Below are 23,035 nucleotides of genomic sequence, written 5' to 3'. Positions count from 1 at the left end.
CTACCTGTTGATCTCGGTGACGGGGTGCTCGTAGGGCACGTTCTCCAGCGGGAACTCCACGTCGCCGAACGGAGAGAGCGGTCCCTGCAATGGCGCGGCGAGCTCAGAGACGGGGTGCTCGCCGTCGGGCAGCTCCGGCCAGGACGGGTCGATCCGGCCCGGGCGGTCGGGCTTCGCCACAATGTCCTCCTACCAGACTCGAACCCGGGAGAGTTCCGGGTGATCGTTGTGTCCAGTATCCCTCATCTGGATTGCGCGGCGACGCGGGGACGGGGGCCGCTAACGTGGGTCCGATGCCCCTCCCGTTGGTCGACTGGCTACGCGCGCAGGACGACGAGACGCTCGCCGCGCTGCTGCGGTTGCGCCCGGACCTGGCCGTACCGGTGCCCGCCGACATCTCCGTGCTGGCGACCAGGGCCGGGATCAGGGCGTCGGTGCACCGCGTCTGCGCCGACCTCGACACCGCGACGCTCGTCGTCCTCGAGGCGCTCGCGGTGGCCGGCGCCGATACCGCGCCCGCACCCCGCGATGAGGTCGGCAGGCTGCTCGGCCCCGACGTACCCGCTGCGGTGCTCGACGGTGCGCTGGCGGCGCTGCGCGAACGGGCCCTGATCTGGGACACCGAGGGCGGCAACGCGCTCGTTCCGGCCGCTCGCGACGTGCTGCCCAGCTATCCCGGGGGTCTCGGCCGCTCCGCACCGGATCTGCTCGACCCCGCCACGCTGGTCGAGCTGCTCGGTGGGCTGGCCCCCGATGAGCGGCGGGTCCTCGACGCGCTGGCGGCAGGCCCGCCGATCGGGCGCAGCCGCGGCAGCTGCGACCCGGCAGGCCCGGTGGGCCGGCTCCTCGCCCGCGGGCTGCTGCTGCGCGTCGACGCCGATACGGTCGAGCTGCCCCGCGAGGTCGGCCTCGCGCTGCGGGGCGACCGCCCGATGGGCCGCATCGAGTACACCCCGCCGGTACCCGCCACTGTCGAGCGCGGCGCCGACGTCGTCGACGGCACCGCCGCCGGCGCCGCGCTGGACGTGCTGCGCCGGGTGGACCTGCTCCTCGCGGCCTGGAGCCGGCTCCCGCCGCCGGTGCTGCGTTCCGGCGGGCTCGGCGTGCGCGAACTGCGCCGCGCGGCCAAGGAGATGGATGTCGACGAGCCGACCGCGGCGTTGCTGGCCGAGCTGCTGGTGGCCGCGGATCTGGTCGGGGACGGCGACGGCGCCGCTCCGGAGTGGATGCCGACCACCGCGTCCGACATCTGGGCCGCGGGCGGGCCGGAGCAGCGCTGGTCGCTGTTGGCCCGGACCTGGCTGGAGCTGCCCCGGCTACCCGGTCTGGTCGGGCGCCGCGACGAGGCGGACCGGCCCATCCCGGCGCTGTCCGAGGCGGTGCGCCGCCCGCGCGCCGGGAAGGACCGTCGCCGGGTGCTGATGGGTCTGGCCGAGCTGCCCGCAGGCACCGCCGTCCGCAGCCCCGGCGAGCTGGGCGGCATGCTGGCCTGGCGGGCTCCCCGCCGCGGTGGGCGGCTGCGCGACGAGATCGTCGCCTGGACGCTCGCCGAAGCCACCGTGCTGGGCGTCGTCGCGCTCGACGCGTTGTCCGGACCCGGCAGGGCGCTGCTCGTCGAGGGGGTCGATCCGGCCGCCGCCCTCCGCTCCGTCCTGCCCGAACCGGTCGACCACGTGGTCCTCCAGGCCGATCTCACCGCGATCGCGCCCGGCCCGCTCCTGCCCGAGCTCGCCCACGAGCTGAAGCTGATGGCGGATGTCGAATCGGCAGGTGGGGCGACGGTCTACCGGTTCAGCGAGGCGAGCGTGCGGCGCGCACTCGACGCCGGACGCTCCGCGGACGATCTGCGCGACATGCTCGCCACCCGCTCGGCCACCCCGATGCCGCACGCGCTGAGCTACCTCATCGACGACGCCGCTCGCCGGCACGGGCGGCTGCGCGGCGGGGTCGCGTCGTCGTTCCTGCGTTCCGACGACGAGGTGTTGCTCTCGGAGGTACTGGCCCACTCCGGCACCAGGGACCTGGAGCTGCGCAGGCTGGCCCCGACCGTCGCGATCAGCCCGCTGCCGCTGACGGAGGTCCTCGACGGGCTGCGCGCGGCCGGATTCAGCCCGGCTGCGGAGGACGTCGGCGGCGGGGTGCTGGACCTGCGCGAGCGCGGACGCCGGATCGAGGCGCGCCGCCGTCCCGGGACCAGGGCCGCGGCCGCCCCGGCCGAACCGGACGGTTCTCGGCTGCAGTCCATCGTGGCCAGGATGCGGGCCGGCGACGCCATGGCCGGGATGCGCCGTAGCGTCGTGGCCTCGCCGGCCCCGAACAATGGCGCGGATGCCGCCCCGGCCCTGTTGCAGGACGCCGTGCGGTCCCGGTGCACGGTCTGGGTCGGCTTCGTCGACAGCCACGGCGTGGCCGGGGAGCGGGTGCTGAAGCCGACCGGTGTCGGCGGCGGGATGGTCGAGGGCCGCGACGTCGTGGACGGCGCGATGTACCGGTTGCCGCTGCACCGGATCACCTCGATCGCCGTCCTCGACTGATCGAGGCGCGCGGGCGGACTCAGCGAGCGCCCGCGGCCATCCGGTGCTGCATCGCGTGTTGGACGAGCGTGATCAAGGTCTGCTTGGTCGACTCCCGGTCCCGCGCGTCGCAGGGAACGATGGGCGTCGACGGGTCGATCGACATCGCTTCCCGGACGTCGGGGATGTGGTGCTGGAGCAGCCCGTCGAAGGCATTGAGGCCGACGATATAGGGCAGCCCGCGGTCCTCGAAGAAGTCGATGGCGGCGAAGCAGTCGGCCAGCCTGCGGCTGTCGACGAGGACGACCGCCCCGATCGCGCCGCGCACCAGGTCGTCCCACATGAACCAGAAACGGTGCTGGCCCGGCGTGCCGAACAAGTAGAGGACCAGGTCGGAGTCGAGGGAGACTCTGCCGAAGTCCATGGCCACCGTCGTGGTGGTCTTGTTCGGGGTGGCCGTGAGATCGTCGTGCGGCGCGCTGGCCTCGGTCATCACCGCCTCGGTGGTCAGCGGGACGATCTCCGACACGGAGCCGACGAACGTCGTCTTGCCCACGCCGAAACCACCGGCCACAACGATCTTGGCCGAGATCGTCGCCGTATTGGCGATCGCCTCCGGCCTAGAGCCGACGGAGTCCACTCAACACCCTTTCCATGAGGGCGAGGTCCGGCGCGCTGCCGGCGCTGCTCGCGGTCTGGTGCACGATGACGACGCCGAGGCCGGCCATATCGCCCAGCAGCACCCGCGCCACCCCAAGCGGGAGGGAGAGTAGCGCAGCGACCTCCGCGACGGATCGCGGCTCCGCACACAGCTCGGCGACGGACCGGTGTTCCATCTGGAGCAACCCGAACTGGCTACGACCCATCGGACTGGTGGACACCAGTGTCTCGATCGCCAGGTCGAAACCCGACTTCGTGCGGCCCCTGGTCCACGCGTAGGGCCGCACCGCCGACGCGATCGAGGTGGTCTCCTCCAGGCCGTGGGCCGGCGGGTAGATGTCGATGGGGCCCGTCACCGGTAGATCGCCGGGCGGGACGGGCGGCGCAGTGTGGTCCATGGCCATGGGCTCGACCTGGTCGGCTTCCTCGCGGCGGCGCCGTCCCCAGAGCCTGCGCCGATCCGTCGGACCCTGGTCGCGGATGCCCAGCGCCTCGGCGAGGGTGGGCTGCGGAGGCCGACGGCGTTCGTCGTCGGAACCGGTGGTCATCGAACCTCACCTACCCTTTGCCAGAGATGCACAGCTGATGGACGGACCGACGGCTCAGCTGCCGATGGACCCCTGCAGCTCGGCACGCAGCTCGGGGGTCAGCAGCTGCCCGACGCGATCGACCAGCAGTGTCATCTCGTAACCGATCAGGCCGATGTCGCAGGTCGGCGACGCCAGCACCGACAGGCAGGACCCGTCGCTGATCGACATGAGCAGGACGATCCCGCGCTCCATCTCGACGACGGTCTGCACGACGCCGCCGGCGTCGAAACAACGCGCGGCGCCCTGAGTGAGGCTGACCAGGCCGGACGAGACCGCCGCGAGCTGGTCAGCCCGGTCACGCGGAAGCCGGTCGGAGGCGGTCAACAACAGCCCGTCCGCCGACACCACGATCGCGTGCGCGACACCGGGCACGCGTTCGGCGAAGTTCGTGACCAGCCATCCGAACCGGCTCAGCTGCGTATGTGGTGCTGTCACTGGCTCTCCTTGCCGACGCTCGCCGAGCCGGTGCCCGACGGCGCTGTGCTGACCGATGACCGCATCAACTCGGCCATCAGTTCTCCTCGTCCTGTTCACTGCCCGCCGGGGCGGGTTGTGTCTCATTGGTGCCCGGCCGACCTGGCTCGCCGGACTCCCCCTGCCTGCGGAGCATGACCTCGCGCCCCTGCCGGACACCCTGCTGGTAGCTCGCCAACCTGCCACGCACCGCCTCGGCGGTGCGGGTCGGCGACGAGGAGGCCGCCAGCACCGCGGATCCTGCTGCACTGCCGGGGACCAACCGCGCGCGGGGCCGTCGCTTGGGTAGCCCGGCGGCGGTCAACTCGTTGCGGCCGACGGCCGGAGTCGCGGTGTCCTCGGCGGCGCGCCAGCCGTCGTCGGCGGCGGTCACGAAGCTCGCACCGGGACCGGGCGCCGGTGCCTGCGGACCTGCCGCGCCCGCCGGCGGTGCGGGGCGGGCCGCGGGCGATGCCGGGGGGCTGGTCGGCGCCGGCGGCGGGGGAGTGGGGGTGGCGCCGGGCTGGGCGGTCTCCCAGTTCACCGGGAGGGGGCGGTTCGACCGGAACCAGGCGGACGCGATCTCCTCGAAGATCGGGGTCGTATGCCCCATCTCGAACTGCTGCTGGGTCAGCGTCGCCGGGCGCTTCGGGGGCAGTCCACGGCCGGGCTCGGCAACGGCCGGGACGTTCGGCGCGAACAGGTCGTCATTCGGATCAGCCTGCGGCGCAGCGGCCTGCCCACGGGCCGGAGCCGCCTGCTGCGGCGGTCCCGCCGCGTCGTCGCGCGCGCCGGGAGGCGGGGTGGCCCCACCGGGCGGGTGTGGCGCCGCGGACGGCGGTTCGCCGGCATCGCCCGACGGCCGTTCCGCGGTGGCGCCGGTGGGAACCGAGCGCCGCGGTGTCGTGGGCGGAGCGGGCAGACCCTGCCGGCCGGCGGCTTCCTTCCCGGGGGCGGCATCGTCGCTGTTCGCGGCGGTGCCGCGATCGGCCGCCGCGTCATCGCCTGGTGCAGCGTCCTCGGCCGCGGTGCCCCCGGTGTCCGGGGCTGTTTCGTCGTCGCCGGGCACGCCCTTGGCAGTCGTGTTCTCGGTGTCCCCCGCCTCCGGCTGCTCGTCCGCAGTGGCGTGGGGTTGGGCGCCGTTGCGGCTCTGGTCGGCCGGGCGGCCGTTGGGGTGCAGGGACGTCCCGGGCTGCCGGACGGGCAGCGGCTGGCCGGGTTTGAGCGGGGGCAATGGGGTGAAGCCCGGCCTGTCGGGCGTGCCGCCCGGGCCCCTCGGCCCGTCGTTGCCCGCGACCAGCGAGGACAACGAGTCGGGGCGGGTGTGGCCATTGGTCGGCGGATGCCCGCCCGGCCCGACGGCGAGCCGGGGGCCGGCCTGCGGCCCGGCGGGCTGCGGACCGCGTTGCACGGGGGGCATCGTGCCGACTCCGGTGGGGCGCTCGACATTGGACGCAGTCGGCGGAATGAGGTAGGTGGGGACGGTGACCGTCGCGGTCAGCCCGCCGGGGTTGGTGCCGGCCGCGGTGCCGGCCGCGGCGCCCAGCCGAACGCCGATGCCGTGCCGGGAGGCCAGCCGACCGACCACGAACAGACCCATCCGGCGCGATGCGGAGACATCGACCTCGGACGGCCCGCTGAGCCGCAGGTTCGCGTCGCCGAGTTCGGGACCCGTCATCCCGACGCCGCGGTCGGCGATCTCGATCAGGACCGAGCCGTCGCCGGTCCGGGTGGTGCTCATGACCACCTGGGAGTCCGGCGGGGAGAAGTTGGCGGCATTGTCGAGCAGCTCGGCGAGCAGGTGCACGAGGTCGCTCGCGGCCCGGCCGACGATGGTGATCGTCGGCGGCGGCTGCACGACGATCCGCTGGTACTGCTCGATCTCCGACACCGCGGCGCGCAGGACGTCGATCACCGGAACCGGCGCGACGTTGCGCTTGGACAGGTCAGTACCGGCGAGGACCAGCAGGTTCTCGCTGTTGCGCCGCATCCGGGTGGCCAGGTGGTCGAGCCGGAACAGGTCGGAGAGCTGGTCCGGGTCCTGCTCGTTGCTCTCCAGCTGTTCGATGAGCTGCAACTGGCGCTCGACCAGCGCCTGACTGCGCCGGGAGAGGTTGACGAACATGGCGTTGACGTTGGCCTGCAGCGCCGCCTGATCGGCCGCCAGCCGGACGGCCTGGCCGTGCACCTCGTCGAAGGCGCGAGCCACCTGGCCGACCTCGTCGCGCGAGTCGAGCGGGACCGGATCGACATCGACCGTGGGCGCCTCGCCCGCCCGCATGCTCTCGACGGCCTGCGGCAGCCGCCGTTCGGCCACGTCGAGGGCGGTGTTGCGGAGGACCCGCAGCGAGCGGATCATGTTCCGGGCGATCAGGACCATGATCGCGAAGGCGAGCAGCAGACCCAGCATCAGGATGACCGAGTTGATCCCGGCCTCGTTGCTCGCCGATGTCTGCAGGGAATCGCTGGTCGTGCCGAGCTCCTGGCGCACGCCGCTCTCGGTCTTGTCCACGTCCTGCAGCACCGGGTCGAAGACGGCGCTGACCTCGGACTTCGACGGCACCGGCCGAGGTGCGTCGGCGGGTCCGCTGACGGCCGACCCGACCAGCCGCGCGCGGGCGACGTTCGGCGCGGCCGAACTCAGCGCCGCATAGCTGACCCGCTGCCCCGCATCCAACGCGGCCCGGAAGTTCGCCAGCGCGGCCTCGAGCCGGGCCTCGGCGGCCGCCACCTCGGCGGCGTCGGGCGGCGCGAGGGTTCCCTCGATCGCCGCGGCGGTCAGCACCGCGTGCTGTAGTGACATCTCCTCGCGGGCGGCGTCGAGCCTGCCCAGCGCGATCGCGAGCCCGTTGACCTCGGCGACGTTGATGCCCCGCAACAGCGCGTCGTTGACCTCGCCGAGCCGTCCGAGCAGTTCGGTATACCGCACGGTGACAGCCGACGCCGGAGCATTCGAGTTCGTGACCAGCGTGCGCAACGCGGGCAGTTGGTCCAGGGCCTGGACCAACTGCTGGCGCTGCACGCCGACGAGTGCATCGTCGGTGGGGTCGACCCCGCCGAGGGCGGAGCGGGCCTGCGTACCGGACTGGTCGACCTTGCCGAACTGGTCCTTCAGGGGGGTTGAGTCCACCGGCCTGTCCGCTGCGACGAACGCGCCGGCGTCGAGCCGCTCCTGCTGCAGGTCGGAGAGCAGGGTCGCGACCTGCTTCTGCAGGGTCACGAGCCGGGACATCTGCGCGAGGTCGGCCGCCTTGCCTGCCTGGTCGGCGATCCGCAGCGTCCCCAGGAGCAGCGCGAGCACGGTCGGGACGAGAAGCAGCACGACGAGCTTGACGGTCAGGCTCCAGTGCCGGGGCCGCCAGCGCTCGGCTCGCTCCGGGGTGGATGCGGCTTGCTCGGTCATGGTCACGTCGACATCTCCCAGATGCGGCCAGGCGATCGGAGGGCGCGGGCCCGGAACATCGCCCGTCTGACTGCCGATGGACGGCCCCGGCCGGGCAGCACACGTCCCACGGCCGTGCGGTATGCGACCGTTTCGGGCGTGAGCGGGGCAGGGGAACGGGTGGGGAGCGTCAAGCTGGTGTCCGTGGCGAGTCGGGGGTGGTGGTGCGGCGGGCACCGGACCCGCCCACCTGGTTCAGGTTCCGGCCCTCGACACGCCGGGCCCCGGATCCGGGGCCGCGGGTCTCGCGGGCCGATACCGTTACCGGTTTCGTCTCACAGTTGCAGGGCGGGAGTCTAGCCATTCCCGGAGGGTCCAGGGGACATCGGGCCTCCGTGGCGCGCCGAACGGCCGGATCGGCGGCGACGAGCGCGGTGACGCCCGGCTGTGCTGAACTGACTGTTTTGACACCCGGGCGTGTGACCGGAAATGCTCACTCCCGTCAGTTCCTGCTACTCCAACCAGGTGAGGCTCGATGGTAGAGATGCCGACTCTGCTCGGCCGGCGGAGATTCCTCTCGATGGCCGGAGCGGCCGGCGTCGTGGCGGCGACCGGTGCCTTCGCCGTGGGTTGCGGTACCTCGGCCGGCTCGGGCGGGGATCGGATCAGGATCGGTTACGTGAGCCCGGCGACCGGGCCGCTGGCCCCGTTCGCGGAGGCCGACGAGTTCGTCGTGAACGCGGTTCGCAGCCATTTCACCGAACATCCGATCCAGGTGAACGGCCAGAACTATCCCGTCGAGATCCTCTACCGGGACAGCCAGTCCGATCCCGCCCGCGCCGCGGACGTCGCCGCGGACCTGATCCGCAACGACGGTGTCCACCTGATGTTGGTCTCCTCGACGCCGGAGACGTCGAACCCGGTCAGCGACCAGTGCGAGGCGGGCCAGGTTCCCTGCATCGCGACCATCACGCCGTGGCAGCCGTGGTTCTTCGGCCGCGGGGGGCAGCTCGGCAAGAAGTTCGAGTGGACCTACCTGTTCTTCTTCGGGCTCGAGGACTTCGAGGCCGTCTACGCCGATATGTGGGACTCGATGCCCACGAACAAGATCGCGGGAGGGCTGTGGCCCGCCGACTCGGACGGGCTCAGCTGGGGGGACCCGGCCACCGGCTTCCCGCCGTTCATGGCCAAGCGCGGCTACCAGATGATCGATCCGGGCAGCTTCCCGACCGGTACCCAGGACTTCTCCCGGCATATCGCGGCCTTCAAACAGGCGAAGGCGGAGATCCTGGTGGGGGTGCCGACCCCGCTCGACTTCGCCACCTTCTGGCGGCAGGCGGCGCAGCAGGACTTCCGGCCGAAGATCGTCACCATCGCGAAGGCCAACCCGTTCCCGTCGAGCGTCGAGTCGCTGGGTGCCTCGCTCGCCGACGGCATCGCGACCGACGTGTGGTGGTCGCCCCAGTACCCGTTCACCTCGTCGCTGACCGGCCAGTCGGCCAGGCAGCTCGCCGACGCCTACACCGCAGCCACCGGCAGGCAGTGGACGATGCCGATCGGGTTCACCCACAGTCTGTTCGAGGTCGCGGCCAAGGCCTTCGCCTCGGTGCCGGCGATCGACGACCGAGGGGCGCTGTCCGAGGCCATCGCGACGATGCGTATCGACACGATCTGTGGGCCCCTCGACTGGACGCGCGGCCCGGCCCCCGGCGTGGCGAGGGCACCGATGGTCGGGGGACAGTGGCGGGCGCGGCGCGGCGGGCAGTTCCCGTTCGAGCTGGTGATCGTCAACAACGCCCAGCATCCGAACATCCCCACCTCCGAGTCGCTGACCCAGCTGTAGCCACCGTGCCGTGTCGGACCGGGGTGGTATCAACGATGGACGGCGCGGTCCGGGTGTGGGCCGGCCAGCGAGGAGATGCCCGTGACCGACGGACCACTGATCGTCCAGTCCGACAAGACGCTCCTGCTCGAGGTCGACCACGAGGCCGCGGCCGCGGCACGGGCCGCGATCGCCCCGTTCGCCGAGCTCGAGCGGGCCCCCGAGCACATGCATACCTACCGGGTGACCCCGCTGGCGCTGTGGAACGCCCGCGCGGCCGGTCACGACGCCGAGCAGGTCGTCGACGCGCTGGTCCGGTTCTCCCGGTACGCGGTGCCGCAGCCGCTGCTCGTCGACGTCGTCGACACGATGGGCCGGTACGGGCGGCTGCAGCTGACCAACTCGCCCGCGCACGGCCTGGTGCTCGTCGCACTGGACCGGGCGGTGCTGGAGGAGGTCCTCCGGCAGAAGAAGATCGCGCCGATGCTGGGGGCACGCGTCGACGACGACACCGTCGTGGTGCACCCGTCCGAGCGCGGCCCGCTCAAGCAGACGCTGCTCAAGATCGGGTGGCCCGCGGAGGACCTGGCGGGCTACGTCGACGGCGAGGCGCACCCGATCGCGTTGGCCGAGGACGGCTGGTCGCTGCGGGACTACCAGCGCGAGGCCGTCGACGGTTTCTGGGCGGGCGGTTCCGGAGTGGTCGTGCTGCCCTGCGGGGCCGGCAAGACGCTCGTCGGGGCGGCCGCGATGGTGCAGGCGCAGGCCACCACGCTGATCCTGGTCACCAACACCGTCGCGGGGCGGCAGTGGAAGCGCGAGCTGATCGCGCGCACCAGCCTGACCGACGACGAGATCGGCGAGTACTCCGGCGAGCGCAAGCAGATCCGCCCGGTCACGATCGCGACCTACCAGGTCATGACGCGCAGGTCGAAGGGCGAGTACCGGAACCTGGAGCTGTTCGACTCCCGCGACTGGGGCCTGATCATCTACGACGAGGTGCATCTGCTGCCCGCGCCGGTGTTCCGGATGACCGCCGACCTGCAGTCCCGCCGCAGGCTGGGGCTCACCGCGACGCTGGTGCGCGAGGACGGCCGGGAGGGCGACGTGTTCTCCCTGATCGGGCCCAAGCGCTACGACGCGCCTTGGCGCGACATCCAGGAGCAGGGCTGGATCGCGCCCGCCGAATGCGTCGAGGTCAGGGTCACCCTCACCGACGCCGAGCGCCTCGGCTACGCGACCGCGGATGCCGACGAGCGCTACCGGATGGCGTCCACGGCGCGCACCAAGCTGCCGGTCGTCGAGGCCATCCTCGACCGCCATCCCGGCGAACCCACCCTGGTCATCGGCGCCTACCTGGACCAGCTCGACGAGCTCGGGGAGGCTCTCGGCTGTCCGGTGATCCAGGGCTCGACGCGGACGAAGAAACGGGAAGACCTCTTCGACGCGTTCCGCGCCGGAGAGCTCAACCGGCTCGTGGTCAGCAAGGTGGCGAACTTCTCCATCGACCTTCCCGAGGCGACGATCGCGGTACAGGTGTCGGGGACGTTCGGATCCCGTCAGGAGGAGGCCCAGCGGCTGGGCCGGCTGCTGCGCCCGAAGGGCGACGGCAGGCAGGCCCACTTCTACTCGGTGGTCGCCCGGGACACCCTTGACACCGACTACGCCGCGCACCGGCAGCGATTCCTCGCCGAACAGGGCTACGCCTACCGCATCGTCGACGCCGACGACCTGCTCGGCCCGGCCCTTCCCGAACGGGGGTGAGCCGAGAACGTCAATCGGTAAGGACTGCACCGAGGGACAGATCCGAGGACACTGGACCGGTCGACCCATAACGGGGGTGATCGCATTTCCGTCCTCGGCTGGATCCTTGTCGGGGGCGCGGCCTGGGTGGTTGTGGCCGCGATGACGGCAGTGCTCATCGGCCGCATCATCCGGTTGCGCGACCGACAGGTGCCCGGCGACGGCCCCCCGCAGGACCGGGAGCGGGCCGCGGCGGACCCCGATCCCTCGGATGGCGGGGACGCCACCGCGTCGGCGGCCGACCAGCGGCGACGCCGGGGCTGATCCGCCGAACCGCCCGCACCGGCCGGTGCACCCGCACGTGGTGCGCTCCGGTCTCGATATGCCATGGTCACCATGTGTCGTCGCGCCACCGGGCCGCCACCGAACGGGCCCTCGATCAGCAGCGGTTGCTCGACGCGCTGCTCACCGAGCGCGACGGGTTGCTCGGGGTGTTCGACCGCGTCCTGGCACTGCGCGGCACCGCCCGCGTGCTGCGCGACGCCGTGGGCGTCGATGTCGGCTTCGTCGCCGACCTGTCCGGCCCGGACGAGGTCGTCATCCGGTGGTTGTCGGGTAACCGCACCGACTCCCTGCAGGACCTGGTGGTTCCGATCGGACAGGGCGTCGGGGGGCGGGTGCTGGCGCTGGGTCGCCCGGTTCGGGTCAGCGACTACGTGAGTTCGGCGAGCATCACCCATCCGCGGCATTTCGACACCGCGGTGCAGGCCGAGGCCCTGGGCGCGATGCTCGCCGTGCCCATCCGCGACGGGTCGCGCACGATCGCGGTCGCCTACGCCTCGCTGCGTGGCCCTGGGCAGTTCGGCGACCGGTCGGTGCAGACCATGGAGGGGATCGCCGCCGAGGCGGCCAGGGCTCTGCGGCTGGCGTCGCTGGCCGAGGCCGGCAGGCAGGACGCGGTGTCCGCCGAGCGCAGGCGGATGCAGGCCTCATTGCACGACTCGGTCGGCGCGATGCTGTTCTCCATCGGCGCGCAGGTCCGCGACCTGCGCAGCTCGCTCACCGACAACCCCGCACTCGGCACCCGGCTCGGCCAGCTGGAGGCCGATATTTCCGCGGTGTCGATTGCGCTGCGTGAGGCATTGCTCGCGCTCGCGGAGTCCACCCCGGAGCGAGCCCTGTCCGTCGAGCTCGCGGAGCACTGCCGCAGTTTCGAGGCCCGGACCGGGGTGCCCGCCCGGCTCGTCCAGCTCGGCGAGCTGCCGCCACTGGACGCCGAGCGCACCAGCCTGCTCACCGGGGTGGTGGGCGAGGGTCTGCTCAACGTCGAGAAGCACGCCCACCCGCGGACGGTCATCGTCAGCATCGGGGCGGTGGAGGGCGGGGTTCAGGTCGCGGTGGCCGATGACGGCGACGGGCTCCACGGCGGCGGCGCGACCGAATCGGCGGAGTCCTCCGAGCTCGGCCTGAAGATGCTGGCGGAGCGGGCGACACGGCTGGGTGGCAGGCTGAGCCTCGTGCACGAGGAGGACGGTGGGGCGACGTTGCGGATCATGTTGCCGCTCCCGTCGGAGGGTGGGGGCAGCCCGTGAACCCGGCCAGGGTGATGGTGGTCGACGACCATCCGGTGGTGCGCGACGGTGTCGCGCTGCTGCTGCGCGGCGAGGTCGCGCTGACGGTCGTCGGCGCGGCGGAGTCGGGTCGCGCGGCCCTCCTCCGGGCGCCGACGCTGCGTCCCGATGTGGTGCTGCTCGACCTGCGGCTGCCCGACATGCTTGCCCCGGAGGTCGTGGTGGGGTTGCGGGAAGTGAGTCCGGCCGCCCGTGTCGTTGTCTTCACCGCGCACGGCGACCACCACGGCATCCAGGCCGCGCTCGACGCCGGAGCGCACGGCTGCCTGGTCAAGGACGCCGCGGTCACCGACCTCGTCTCGGCGCTGCGCCGGGTGCTGCGCGGCGAGCGGGTGATCGATCCGCGGATGGTCCCCGGCGGGGAGGGTCATCGTGCGGCGGTGGCGCGCAGCGGGCTGACCCGCCGGGAGTACGAGGTGCTCCGGCTGGCGGCGCAGGGCCGCACGAACCCGGAGATCGCGGAGTCCACCGGCCTGGCGCGCAACACCGTCAAGACCTACCTGCAGTCGGCGCTGCACAAGCTCGGTGCGCGCAACCGGGTCGAGGCGATCGGCAAGGCGAGCGAGGCCGGGCTGCTCTAGCGCGTTATGGAGCCATAGCGTCGTCCGAGGGCGGCTCACCAGCGCGTTGTGGAGCCATAACGCGATTGGGGGGTTCCCTGACCTTGCTCTTGGCCTGCGCCGAGGGTCCGGTTTCGACCGTCACTCGTCCGGGAAAGCGTAACGGACTGTCAACGTTCGCGGCCCGCCCTCTCCACGTGGGGGTGTGCATGCGATGTGATGCGCCTCACGATACTGCTGCCGATTGCTCTCCTGATCAGCACGAGCCGGAGGAACGCGGATGGGCCGAGCAGAAGGTAGGACGGGGTGCTGAGCGTGTGCGGGCTCTCGGTGCGGTACGGGCGAGCGGTCCGGGCGCTGGAGAACGTCGATCTGGAGGTCGGCGACGACGCCGTGCTCGCCGTGCTGGGGGGTAACGGCGCGGGCAAGTCAACGCTGCTGCGCACGATATCCGGCACGCTGCGGCTGCACCGCGGGGCTGTGACCGCGGGCCAGGTGATCCTCGACGATCAGCGCATCGACCGGCTCGACCCGGCCGCGATCGTCCGGCGCGGGGCGGTGGCAGTGCCGGAGGGCCGGCAGATCTTCGCCCGGATGAGCGTCGAGGAGAACCTCCGGGCCGGAGGACTGGGGGCCGCGTCGGCCGCGGTTCGCAGGACGGCCCGCGACCGGGTCCACGAGCTGTTCCCGGTGCTGGCCGAGCGGGCGAAGCAGCGGGCCGGGCTGCTGTCCGGCGGCGAGCAGCAGATGCTGGCGATCGGCAGGGCGCTCATGTCGGGGCCGCGGCTGTTGCTGCTCGATGAGCCCTCGCTCGGGCTCGCCCCGCAGCTTGTCGGGCGGATCGCGTCGATCATCGCCGAGATCCATGTGCAGGGCACCGCGGTGGTGCTCGTCGAACAGAACGCGACGATGGCGCTGCAGGTGGCCGACCACGCCGTGGTCCTGGAGGTGGGCCGGGTCGCCCTCACCGGGCCTGCCGACCGGCTCGCGGCCAGCGACGACGTGCAGCGGCTCTACCTGGGCGGACACGCGGAGTCGGACGCGCAGGCCGACGCCGAGGTGCGGGCGGCGCAGACATCCGCGACGGGAGTCCGCGGACTGTCGAGGTGGGCCGGATGACCGCGACGACCGCGGGCCCCGGTACCGGGACCACCCGTACGGACGTCCCCGAGCTGCGGATCGACGCGGTGAGCCTGCGTTTCGGCGGCATCCAGGCGCTCGACGAGGTCTCGTTCACCGTGCGGCCCGGCACCGTGCACGCCCTGATCGGGCCCAACGGGGCGGGCAAGTCCAGCTGCTTCAACGTGATCAGCGGGCTGTACCGCCCGACCGAGGGCCGAGTGGTTCTCGGGGAGACGGTGCTGCCCGAGCTGCGCCCGCACCGGCTGGCGGCGCTCGGGATCGGCAGGTCGTTCCAGAACATCGCGCTGTCGATGCACTCCACGGTGCTGGACAACGTCATGCTCGGGCGGCACGCGCTGACCCACGGCGGGTTCCTCTCCGGCGGATTTCGGCTGCCATGGACCGTGCGGGAGGAGCGCAGGCACGCCGCGCGGGCGGCGGAGATCTGCGCGTTCCTCGGCCTCTCCCACGTGGTCGAGACCCCGGTCGGCGCATTGCCCTACGGGCTGGCCAAACGGGTGGACGTCGCCCGCGCGTTGGCCGTGGAGCCGCGGATTCTGCTGCTCGACGAGCCGGCAGCGGGCCTGAACGCGGTCGAGACCGCCGACATGGCGGCCACGATCGTCGACCTGCGCGCGGCGCTGGACATCTCGGTGCTGCTGGTCGAGCACGACATGGGACTGGTGATGGGCATCGCCGACCGGGTCAGCGTCCTCGACTTCGGCCGGCTCATCGCCGACGGCCCACCCGCCGCGGTCCGGAGGGACCCGGAGGTCGTGAAGGCGTATCTGGGAACGGGCGAGAACGGGGAGTGCCCGCGGTGACCACGTTCGTGCAGCTCGTCGTCAACGGCCTAGGAAAGGGCGCGGTGTTCGCGCTGCTCGCGCTCGGCTTTGTGGTCATCTTCAAGGCCACCGGCGTGATCAACTTTGCGCACGGGTCGCTGGTGCTGATCGGCGGCTACCTGGTAGCCATCAGCGTCGGCGCGCTGGGCTTTCCCGCCGCCACGGCGATCGGGATCGCCGGTGCCGGGCTGGCCGCGCTGCTCATCGAGCGGCTGCTGGTCTCGCGCAGCAGACTGGCCGACCCGAACAGCCTGGCGCTGCTCACGATCGGCGTGGACGTCGTCGTCGCCGAGGACATCTTCCGACGGCTCGGCACCACGGTCCCCTACCTGGGGGCGCCCTGGGACGCGCACCCGGTCCGGCTCGGGAACATCACGTTGTTTTCCACCCAGCTCGTGGCGCTCGTCGTCGGGCTGGTGTTGATCACCGCATTCTTCCTGGCGTTCCGGTTCTCCGACTGGGGTATCGCGATGCGGGCCCAGGCCGAGAACCCGGAGGCGGCCGCGCTGATGGGGATCCGCCGCTCGAGGGTGACGGCCACCGCGTGGCTGGTCGCGGGCATGCTTGCCGGGGTGGCGGTGGTGTTCATCGTGACCCAGGACTTCTCCGGCATCGGGTTGAGCCGCACCACGCATGCGATCGCGTTCGCGGCGTTCCCGGCGGCGATCCTGGGCGGGTTGGACTCGACCGCGGGCGCGGTGGTCGGCGGTCTGGTCGTCGGCCTGGTCGACGCGCTGTCCGCGCAGTATGTCTCCTTCGACTTCGCGAAGGTCGCGGTGTTCCTGGCCATGTTGGTGGTGCTGGTGGCGCGGCCCTCGGGTCTGTTCGGGACGCGGGAGGTGACCCGTGTCTGAGACAGCGCTGGCCACACCGGAGTTCTCCGCCGCCGGGCGCCCCGCCGGGCGGCTACGGCGGCGCAACTGGCCTGCGATCATCGCCTGGGCCGTCGTACTGCTGATCCTGGTTCTGCTCCCGCTGTACCTTCCGCCCGGTCTGCTGTCGGCGGGGCAGTACGTGATGGTCGGAGCGGTCGGGGCGATCGGTCTCACCCTGGTGTTCGGGCAGGCCGGTCAGCTGTCGCTGGCGCACGCCTTCTTCCTGCTCGTCGGCGGGACCGCCTACTCGGTGCTGGCCGGGGAAACCACGCAGGCGGGCGCCGAGCGGATCGTGGGGTTCGGCTGGCCCCCCCTGCTCGCGCTGATCGGCGCGGTGGTGATCACCGCGCTGTTCGGGCTGGCGTTCGCGCCGGTCGCGGGCAGGCTCAAGGGGATCTATCTCGGGATCGCCTCGCTCGCGCTGGTGTACATCGGCTTCTACCTCGGCCGGGCGCTGCCCGCGCTGACCGGCGGCGCGTCCAGCGGGCGCAACCCCGAGCCGTTCTCGCTGTTCGGCTTCCCGTTCACCAACGAGGGCGACATTGCGCTGTTCGGAGTGCCGCTGCGGCAGCCCGAACGACTCTGGTACCTGTTTCTGGTCGTGCTGGTTATCGGCTACCTGCTGGCGGCCGGCGCGATGCGCGGCCGGGTCGGGCGGGCGTGGCGGGCGGTGCGCGACCACGAAGCCGCGGCCGCCGCGATGGGCGTCAACGTGCTGCGGGCCAAGGCCGTCGCGTTCGCGGTGAGCGCGGCCTACGCCGGGCTGGCCGGGGTGCTGCTCGTGCTGTGGTACGGGCTGCTCAAGCCCGACGAGAGCGAGTTCGGCAACTACGGGCTCAACACGTCGATCGCATTTCTGGCCATGGTGCTCATCGGCGGGCTCGGATCGATCCCGGGGGCCGTGGCCGGAGCGCTGATCGTCTGGGGCAGCCAGCAGATCCTGACCCTCTTCGCCGCGGACCTCGGCCTCGGCACGGCCCTGTCCGGGTTCAGCCCGACAGTGATCAGCCTGTACGTCTACGGCCTCGCGGTGATCGCCGTCGTGCTGTTCGAGCCGGGTGGGCTGGCGGCCATCGGACGCAATACCGTCGCGGCGCTTCGGGGCCGGCGCCGGTCGGACATGGACTCCTCCGGCGCATCCGGGCGCCGGTCGGCACCACCCGGAAAGGACGGAAAATGATGCCACGGCGAGCAACCCGTCGCGTGGCCGCCTCGGCGGTCGCGCTCGTCGCCGCGCTGATCCTGGCCGGCTGCAGCAGCAAGGCCGCGGAGACCGGAGTGGGCGGCGGCCAGGTGAAGAGCGACGTCGGCGTCAGCGCCGACACGATCACGCTGGGCGTGCTGACCGATACCTCGGGCCCGTTCCGCAACCTCGGCACCGGCATCACCCAGGGCAACGAGCTCTGGGTCGACCAGGTCAACAGCGCGGGCGGTATCTGCGGCCGGCAGATCAAGCTGGACATCGCCGACAGCGGCTACAAGGCCGATGTCGCGACCACCCAGTACCGGCAGCAGCAGCCCACCATCCTCGGCTATCTCCAGCTGCTCGGCTCGCCGATCAACGCGGCGCTGCGCGGCAACCTGGAGACGGACAAGGTCACCTCGCTGGCCCTGTCCTGGTCGTCGTTCATCCTGGACAACCCGTACCAGATCATCCCGGGCACCACCTACGACCTGGAGATGATCAACGGCCTGGCCCACCTGCAGGAGCAGGGGATGATCGCCGATGGGGACACGGTCGGGCATATCTACATCGGTGGTGAGTACGGCGAGAACGGGCTACGCGGTTCGCAGTACTACGCCCAGCAGCACGGGCTCAATCTCCAGGGGGTCAAGGTCGCCTCCACCGACACCGATATGGCCGGCATCGTCACCGGGTTCCGCGGCGCGGGCGTCAAGGCGATCCTGCTGACCACCACCCCGGCGCAGACTGCCTCCGTGCTGAACGCGAACGCCGCGCTCGGGCTGAACGTGCCGGTCATGGGCAACAACCCCGTCTTCGACCCGGCGACCAACCTGGCCGGACCCGCGGCGGCCACAGTGGACAAGCTCTTCGTGGCGGCCAGCTCGGTGCCGTACTCCTCCGACGTGCCCCAGGCCCAAGAGGTGCGCAAGGCGTTCGAGGCCAAGTACCCGGACGCGCAGAAGAACGCCGGTGTGCCCTACGGCTACGCGGGCGGGGTGGTCTGGCAGCAGATCCTCGAGAAGGCCTGCCAGGCCGGGGACATGACTCGCCAGGGCGTGCACGACGCGTTCATCCAGAGCAGCTCGATCACCACTGACGATCTGGTGGCGAGCAAGCTCGACTTCTCCAACGCCGGTTCGCCGCCGAGCCGCTCGGTCTACATCGCCCAGGCCGACCCGAGCCAGCCCGGTGGGCTGCGTCAGGTCCGTCCGCCGTTCACCGCTCCGGAGGCGCAGAGCTACGTGGCACCGCACCAGAAGCAGCAGTGACCCGCGCGCGGGCGTAACGCCCACGCGGGGGTGACGCCCGCCCCGTTCCGCGGCATGGTGGGAGCCCGGGAGCCGTCGGGGACGGGGTCCGGGGCGGGATCGGGGACGTCCCGGAGGTTTCGGGCCCGGCGCCGCGGCAGTCTCGACGGCATGGAACCGACCACCGACCACAGCGTCCACCCGACGACCCTCGATGCGGCGACCTTCGAGGTCCCGTCCGTGGCGGCCGGCATCGGCGCGGCGTCCGCCGGTGGCCCGTGGACCGATGCGTCCGCGGGCGCGAACCCGTACGCCGCGCTCCCGCCCGGCCCCCCGACACCCGAGAAGCAGCGCTTCACGCTCCGCCGCAGCCGCACCGACCGGATGCTCGGCGGGGTGTGCGGCGGCCTTGCCGAGAGCCTCGGCGTGGACGCCACGATGCTCCGGATCCTGCTCGTCGTGCTCACCGTGCTCGGCTTCGGCGCCGGCGTGGTGCTCTACGCGGCGATCTGGATCCTGGCCCCGGAGGCGGACTGATCGATCGATGGCCCGGCGAGCCCGGCCGTTCACCTGCGCCGCCCGCGCGACGGCCACTCCGCCCGCGCCTGGGCAAGATCGGCGTTCTGGCAGCCGGAGCCGCGCAGATCGCGGCTCCGCGGTCCGATTCGCCGATCATCGAGTGGGATATCGCCGATGGCAGGCGCTCGGCTCGTGGGAGGTGCCGGCCCGGCGGGCGCGGCGTCCGCGAACGGCTGCGGCGGTGGCGTCCGCGAAAGGCCGCAGGGGCGGCACCCGCGAACGGATGCCGCCCCTGTCAGGACGTGCTGGGTGGAGTGGACTCAGAAGTCCATGCCGCCCATGTCGGGGGCGCCGCCGCCGGCCGGTGCCGCGTTCTTCTCCGGCTTGTCGGCGATGACGGCCTCGGTGGTGAGGAACAGCCCCGCGATCGAGGCGGCGTTCTGCAGCGCCGAGCGGGTGACCTTGGCCGGGTCGATGATGCCGGCCTTGATCAGGTCCTTGTACTCGCCGGTGGCCGCGTCCAGCCCCTCCCCGGCGGCCAGCCCGCGGACCTTCTCGGCCACGACCCCGCCCTCGAGCCCGGCGTTGATCGCGATCTGCTTGAGCGGGGCCTCCAGCGCGACCTTGACGATGTTCGCCCCGGTGGCCTCGTCCCCCTCGAGCCCGAGCCCCTCGAACAGCCCGGCCCCGGCCTGGATCAACGCCACCCCGCCGCCGGCGACGATGCCCTCCTCGACGGCCGCCTTGGCGTTGCGCACCGCGTCCTCGATGCGGTGCTTGCGCTCCTTGAGCTCGACCTCGGTGGCCGCCCCGGCCTTGATCACCGCGACCCCGCCGGCCAGCTTGGCCAGCCGCTCCTGCAGCTTCTCCCGGTCGTAGTCGGAGTCGGTGCGCTCGATCTCGGAGCGGATCTGGTTGACCCGCCCGGCGATCTGGTCGGCGTCGCCGGCGCCGTCGACGATGGTGGTCTCGTCCTTGGTGACCACCACCTTGCGGGCCCGGCCCAGCAGCGACAGGTCGGCGTTCTCCAGCTTCAGCCCGACCTTCTCGGAGATCACCTCGCCGCCGGTCAGGATGGCCATGTCGGCCAGCATCGCCTCGCGGCGGTCCCCGAAGCCCGGCGCCTTCACCGCGACCGACTTGAAGGTGCCGCGGATCTTGTTGACGACGAGCGTGGCCAGTGCCTCGCCCTCGACGTCCTCGGCGATGATCGCCAGCGGCTTGCCGGACTGCATGACCTTCTCCAGCAGCGGGAGCAGGTCCTTGACGGTCGAGATCTTGGAGCTGACCAGGAGGACGTAGGGGTCCTCGAGCTCGGCCTCCATCCGCTCGGCGTCGGTCACGAAGTAGGGCGAGATGTAGCCCTTGTCGAAGCGCATGCCCTCGGTGAGCTCCAGCTCCAGCCCGAAGGTCTGCGACTCCTCGACGGTGATGACGCCTTCCTTGCCGACCTTGTCCATCGCCTCGGCGATCAGCTCGCCGATCGAGGGGTCGGCCGCGGAGATCGAGGCGGTGGCCGCGATCTGCTCCTTGGTCTCGACCTCCTTGGCGGTCTTGAGCAGCTGCTGGGACACGGCCTCGACGGCCTTCTCGATCCCCCGCTTGAGCGACATCGGGTTGGCCCCGGCGGCCACGTTGCGCAGCCCCTCCCGGACCAGCGCCTGGGCCAGCACCGTGGCGGTGGTGGTCCCGTCCCCGGCGATGTCGTCGGTCTTCTTGGCCACCTCCTTGACCAGCTCGGCCCCGATCTTCTCCCACGGGTCCTCGAGCTCGATCTCCTTGGCGATCGACACACCATCGTTGGTGATGGTGGGTGCGCCCCACTTCTTCTCCAGGACGACGTTGCGGCCGCGCGGGCCGAGTGTCACTTTGACGGCGTCGGCGAGGGTGTTCATGCCGCGCTCGAGCCCGCGGCGCGCTTCCTCGTCGAACGCGATCTGCTTCGCCATGAGGGTGTGGTCCTCCGGTTGGGATGACTCGTGACGTCGAGCCCGGCGCCCGCGACGGACGACCGGCAACCCTGCGCCGGCCTCACCGACCCGACTCTGGCACTCCAACATGCCGAGTGCCAGGCCCGTTTTTAGCACTCGGGGTAGGCGAGTGCAAGGCGACCTCTGGCGGGCCCGAGAGGTGGCGCGGGGGCCGGTCCCGAATCGGGACCGGCCCCCGTTTACCTGCGACGTGGATCGGAGTGTCCGCGGCTCAGATGCGGCGGACCGCCTCGGCCTGGCTACGGCCGTCCCGGCCTGCCGTGGTCTCGAACTCCACTCGATCGCCCTCGTCGAGCGTGCGGAACCCGTCCGCCTGGATCGCCGAGTAGTGAACGAAGACATCCGGCCCGCCGTCAGTGGCGATGAAGCCGTAGCCCTTCTCCGAGTTGAACCATTTGACCGTGCCCTGAGCCACGGCACCTCCTGTTGTTGCGGACGAACGCGCTCGACGCTACCGCAGTTTCAGTGCCTCGGCCGGGCCGATCAGGCCCCCGCGTTCGCGGCCTCGGCCCGCTTGGGCAGGCGGTGCGCAAACCCGGCAAGATACGGTTGTGACCAGCTCCCGTCCGCCGCGCAGCGTTGCCGAGCACCAGGCCGTCGTCGCCGCACTTGTGTCTCCGGCCCCGGTCCAGGGGGTGCCGCTGGCCGAGGCGCGCGGTCTCGTGCTGTCGTCCGACCTGATCTCGCCGATCTCGTTGCCCCCCTTCGACAACTCCGCGATGGACGGCTATGCCGTGCGGGCGGCCGATGTGGCGGGTGCGTCTGCGGAGAACCCGGTCGACCTGCCGGTGGGCGCCGATATCCCGGCGGGCCGCACGGACGTGCCCGTGCTCGAGCCCGGAACCGCACACCGGATCATGACCGGCGCCCCGCTGCCGGCTGGCGCCGACGCGGTGGTCCAGGTGGAGCTGACCGACCGCGGCCTGCAGCGCGTGCGGGTGCTGCACGGCCCGCCCGCCGGTGCGTTCGTGCGCCGGGCGGGCGAGGACGTCGCGGCCGGTGCGGTCGTGCTGACCGCAGGAACGATCCTCGGCGCGTCTCAGATCGGGCTGGCGGCCGCGGTCGGCTCGCCCACCGTCGCGGTGCGGCGCCCGCCGCATGTGCTCGTGCTCTCGACCGGATCGGAGCTGGTTGCCCCGGGCACCCAGCTGCAACCGGGCCAGATCTATGAGTCCAACGGTCCGATGCTGGCCGCCGCGGTGCAGGACGCCGGCGCGCACGCCGAACTGCTGCGCTTCGTCCCCGACGACGTGGCACAGTTCACGAAGGTCCTCGATGAGCGCATCGCCGAGGGCGTCGACCTCGTGCTCACCTCCGGGGGGGTCAGCGCGGGCGCATACGAGGTGGTCAAGGACGCGCTGGCCGGGCGCGGCGTGGAGTTCGTCAGAGTCGCCATGCAGCCGGGCGGGCCCCAGGGCGCGGGCCGGCTCGACGACTCGGGTGTGGCCGTGGTGACGCTGCCCGGGAATCCCGTCAGCTCGCAGGTCTCGTTCGAGGTGTTCGTCCGCCCGGTCCTGCGCGCCGCGCTCGGGCATCCGCATCCGCGGCGGCCCGTCGTGACCGCCCGGTTGCAGGAGCCGATGGAATCGCCGGAGGGTAAGCGCCAGTTCCGGCGCGGGACCCTGGACGCCGCCGACGGGACGGTCCGGGAGGTGGGCACCGCGGCATCCCATCTGATCGGCGCGCTCGCCAAGGCCGACTGCCTGATCGTTCTCCCGGAGCAGGTGACCGCGATCGAAGCGGGTGCGGAGGTCGAGGTCTGGTTGCTGGACGGATAGCGATCACTCGAAAAGTGGTAGAGGTCACAGGGCGATGTGTGCAACATTGGTCCCGCACGCAACGTCCAACACATGAGTGCTCGGCCAAACGTGCGGATCGTGGGGTTCCCCACCCAGT

The 23,035-nt window shown here is 71.8% G+C and carries 20 protein-coding genes; 13 read left to right on the top strand and 7 right to left on the bottom strand.

Annotated elements, in window-relative coordinates:
• The gene (locus G567_RS0108435) at positions 1 to 180 is read right to left on the bottom strand and encodes a hypothetical protein (RefSeq protein ID WP_028929645.1); all 180 of its coding nucleotides are present in this window, start codon (positions 178 to 180) and stop codon (positions 1 to 3) included.
• A 113-nt stretch (positions 181 to 293) separates the two neighbouring features.
• On the opposite strand from G567_RS0108435, the gene G567_RS0108430 reads away from it, so the two are divergent.
• Positions 294 to 2,534 (top strand): helicase-associated domain-containing protein, encoded by a 2,241-nt coding sequence (locus G567_RS0108430; RefSeq protein WP_028929644.1) that lies wholly within the window; start codon positions 294 to 296, stop codon positions 2,532 to 2,534.
• Between the two features lie 19 nt (positions 2,535 to 2,553).
• Here the strand turns inward: G567_RS0108430 and G567_RS0108425 are convergent, their stop codons facing one another.
• The 4 genes from G567_RS0108425 to G567_RS0108405 form a co-directional block, all read right to left on the bottom strand.
• A complete protein-coding gene (locus tag G567_RS0108425) occupies positions 2,554 to 3,153 on the bottom strand; it encodes a GTP-binding protein (protein WP_028929643.1) in 600 nt (199 codons plus the stop codon).
• Positions 3,134 to 3,721, bottom strand: coding sequence for a DUF742 domain-containing protein (locus tag G567_RS0108420; RefSeq protein ID WP_028929642.1), 588 nt, complete (start codon positions 3,719 to 3,721; stop codon positions 3,134 to 3,136). The genes G567_RS0108425 and G567_RS0108420 overlap by 20 nt, the downstream gene beginning before the upstream one ends.
• 54 nt (positions 3,722 to 3,775) lie before the next feature.
• Positions 3,776 to 4,198, bottom strand: a complete 423-nt coding sequence (locus tag G567_RS0108415; RefSeq protein ID WP_028929641.1) for a roadblock/LC7 domain-containing protein — start codon at positions 4,196 to 4,198, stop codon at positions 3,776 to 3,778.
• A 76-nt stretch (positions 4,199 to 4,274) separates the two neighbouring features.
• On the bottom strand, positions 4,275 to 7,619 hold the full coding sequence (locus G567_RS0108405) for a sensor histidine kinase (RefSeq protein ID WP_028929640.1): 3,345 nt from the start codon (positions 7,617 to 7,619) through the stop codon (positions 4,275 to 4,277).
• A 514-nt stretch (positions 7,620 to 8,133) separates the two neighbouring features.
• On the opposite strand from G567_RS0108405, the gene G567_RS27540 reads away from it, so the two are divergent.
• The 11 genes from G567_RS27540 (at position 8,134) to G567_RS36830 (ending at position 19,166) form a co-directional block, all read left to right on the top strand.
• A complete protein-coding gene (locus G567_RS27540) occupies positions 8,134 to 9,441 on the top strand; it encodes an ABC transporter substrate-binding protein (protein ID WP_037056329.1) in 1,308 nt (435 codons plus the stop codon).
• An 81-nt stretch (positions 9,442 to 9,522) separates the two neighbouring features.
• Complete coding sequence (locus tag G567_RS0108395) at positions 9,523 to 11,184, top strand: DNA repair helicase XPB (RefSeq protein ID WP_028929639.1); 1,662 nt, start codon at positions 9,523 to 9,525, stop codon at positions 11,182 to 11,184.
• A 141-nt stretch (positions 11,185 to 11,325) separates the two neighbouring features.
• On the top strand, positions 11,326 to 11,487 hold the full coding sequence (locus G567_RS35120; RefSeq protein WP_154667130.1) for a hypothetical protein: 162 nt from the start codon (positions 11,326 to 11,328) through the stop codon (positions 11,485 to 11,487).
• 74 nt (positions 11,488 to 11,561) lie between these two features.
• Positions 11,562 to 12,755, top strand: coding sequence for a GAF domain-containing sensor histidine kinase (locus G567_RS0108385; protein WP_028929638.1), 1,194 nt, complete (start codon positions 11,562 to 11,564; stop codon positions 12,753 to 12,755).
• A 14-nt stretch (positions 12,756 to 12,769) separates the two neighbouring features.
• Positions 12,770 to 13,375: a response regulator gene (locus G567_RS0108380; protein WP_037056431.1), complete on the top strand. Its 606-nt coding sequence runs from the start codon at positions 12,770 to 12,772 to the stop codon at positions 13,373 to 13,375.
• Between the two features lie 285 nt (positions 13,376 to 13,660).
• Positions 13,661 to 14,473, top strand: a complete 813-nt coding sequence (locus G567_RS0108375; protein WP_028929636.1) for an ABC transporter ATP-binding protein — start codon at positions 13,661 to 13,663, stop codon at positions 14,471 to 14,473.
• Positions 14,470 to 15,300 (top strand): ABC transporter ATP-binding protein, encoded by an 831-nt coding sequence (locus tag G567_RS0108370; RefSeq protein ID WP_147201314.1) that lies wholly within the window; start codon positions 14,470 to 14,472, stop codon positions 15,298 to 15,300. The genes G567_RS0108375 and G567_RS0108370 overlap by 4 nt, the downstream gene beginning before the upstream one ends.
• Entirely contained in the window at positions 15,297 to 16,175 is an 879-nt protein-coding gene (locus tag G567_RS0108365; protein ID WP_028929634.1) for a branched-chain amino acid ABC transporter permease, read from the top strand. Before G567_RS0108370 ends, G567_RS0108365 begins: the two co-directional genes overlap by 4 nt.
• On the top strand, positions 16,168 to 17,376 hold the full coding sequence (locus G567_RS27535) for a branched-chain amino acid ABC transporter permease (RefSeq protein ID WP_245585584.1): 1,209 nt from the start codon (positions 16,168 to 16,170) through the stop codon (positions 17,374 to 17,376). The genes G567_RS0108365 and G567_RS27535 overlap by 8 nt, the downstream gene beginning before the upstream one ends.
• Before the next feature lie 23 nt (positions 17,377 to 17,399).
• Positions 17,400 to 18,650: an ABC transporter substrate-binding protein gene (locus tag G567_RS0108355; protein WP_028929633.1), complete on the top strand. Its 1,251-nt coding sequence runs from the start codon at positions 17,400 to 17,402 to the stop codon at positions 18,648 to 18,650.
• Positions 18,651 to 18,800: 150 nt separating this feature from the next.
• Positions 18,801 to 19,166, top strand: a complete 366-nt coding sequence (locus G567_RS36830; RefSeq protein WP_051232580.1) for a PspC domain-containing protein — start codon at positions 18,801 to 18,803, stop codon at positions 19,164 to 19,166.
• Positions 19,167 to 19,468: 302 nt separating this feature from the next.
• On the opposite strand, the gene groL is transcribed toward G567_RS36830, so the two are convergent.
• A complete protein-coding gene (gene groL / locus G567_RS0108345; RefSeq protein WP_028929632.1) occupies positions 19,469 to 21,097 on the bottom strand; it encodes a chaperonin GroEL in 1,629 nt (542 codons plus the stop codon).
• 253 nt (positions 21,098 to 21,350) lie between these two features.
• Complete coding sequence (locus G567_RS0108340) at positions 21,351 to 21,554, bottom strand: cold-shock protein (protein ID WP_013677741.1); 204 nt, start codon at positions 21,552 to 21,554, stop codon at positions 21,351 to 21,353.
• A 136-nt stretch (positions 21,555 to 21,690) separates the two neighbouring features.
• On the opposite strand from G567_RS0108340, the gene moeA reads away from it, so the two are divergent.
• Positions 21,691 to 22,917 (top strand): molybdopterin molybdotransferase MoeA, encoded by a 1,227-nt coding sequence (gene moeA / locus G567_RS0108335; protein ID WP_028929631.1) that lies wholly within the window; start codon positions 21,691 to 21,693, stop codon positions 22,915 to 22,917.
• Positions 22,918 to 23,035 lie beyond the last annotated feature (118 nt).

This window comes from Pseudonocardia asaccharolytica DSM 44247 = NBRC 16224, assembly GCF_000423625.1.
Classification (GTDB): domain Bacteria; phylum Actinomycetota; class Actinomycetes; order Mycobacteriales; family Pseudonocardiaceae; genus Pseudonocardia; species Pseudonocardia asaccharolytica.
This window is presented reverse-complemented; position numbering and strand designations above follow the sequence as displayed.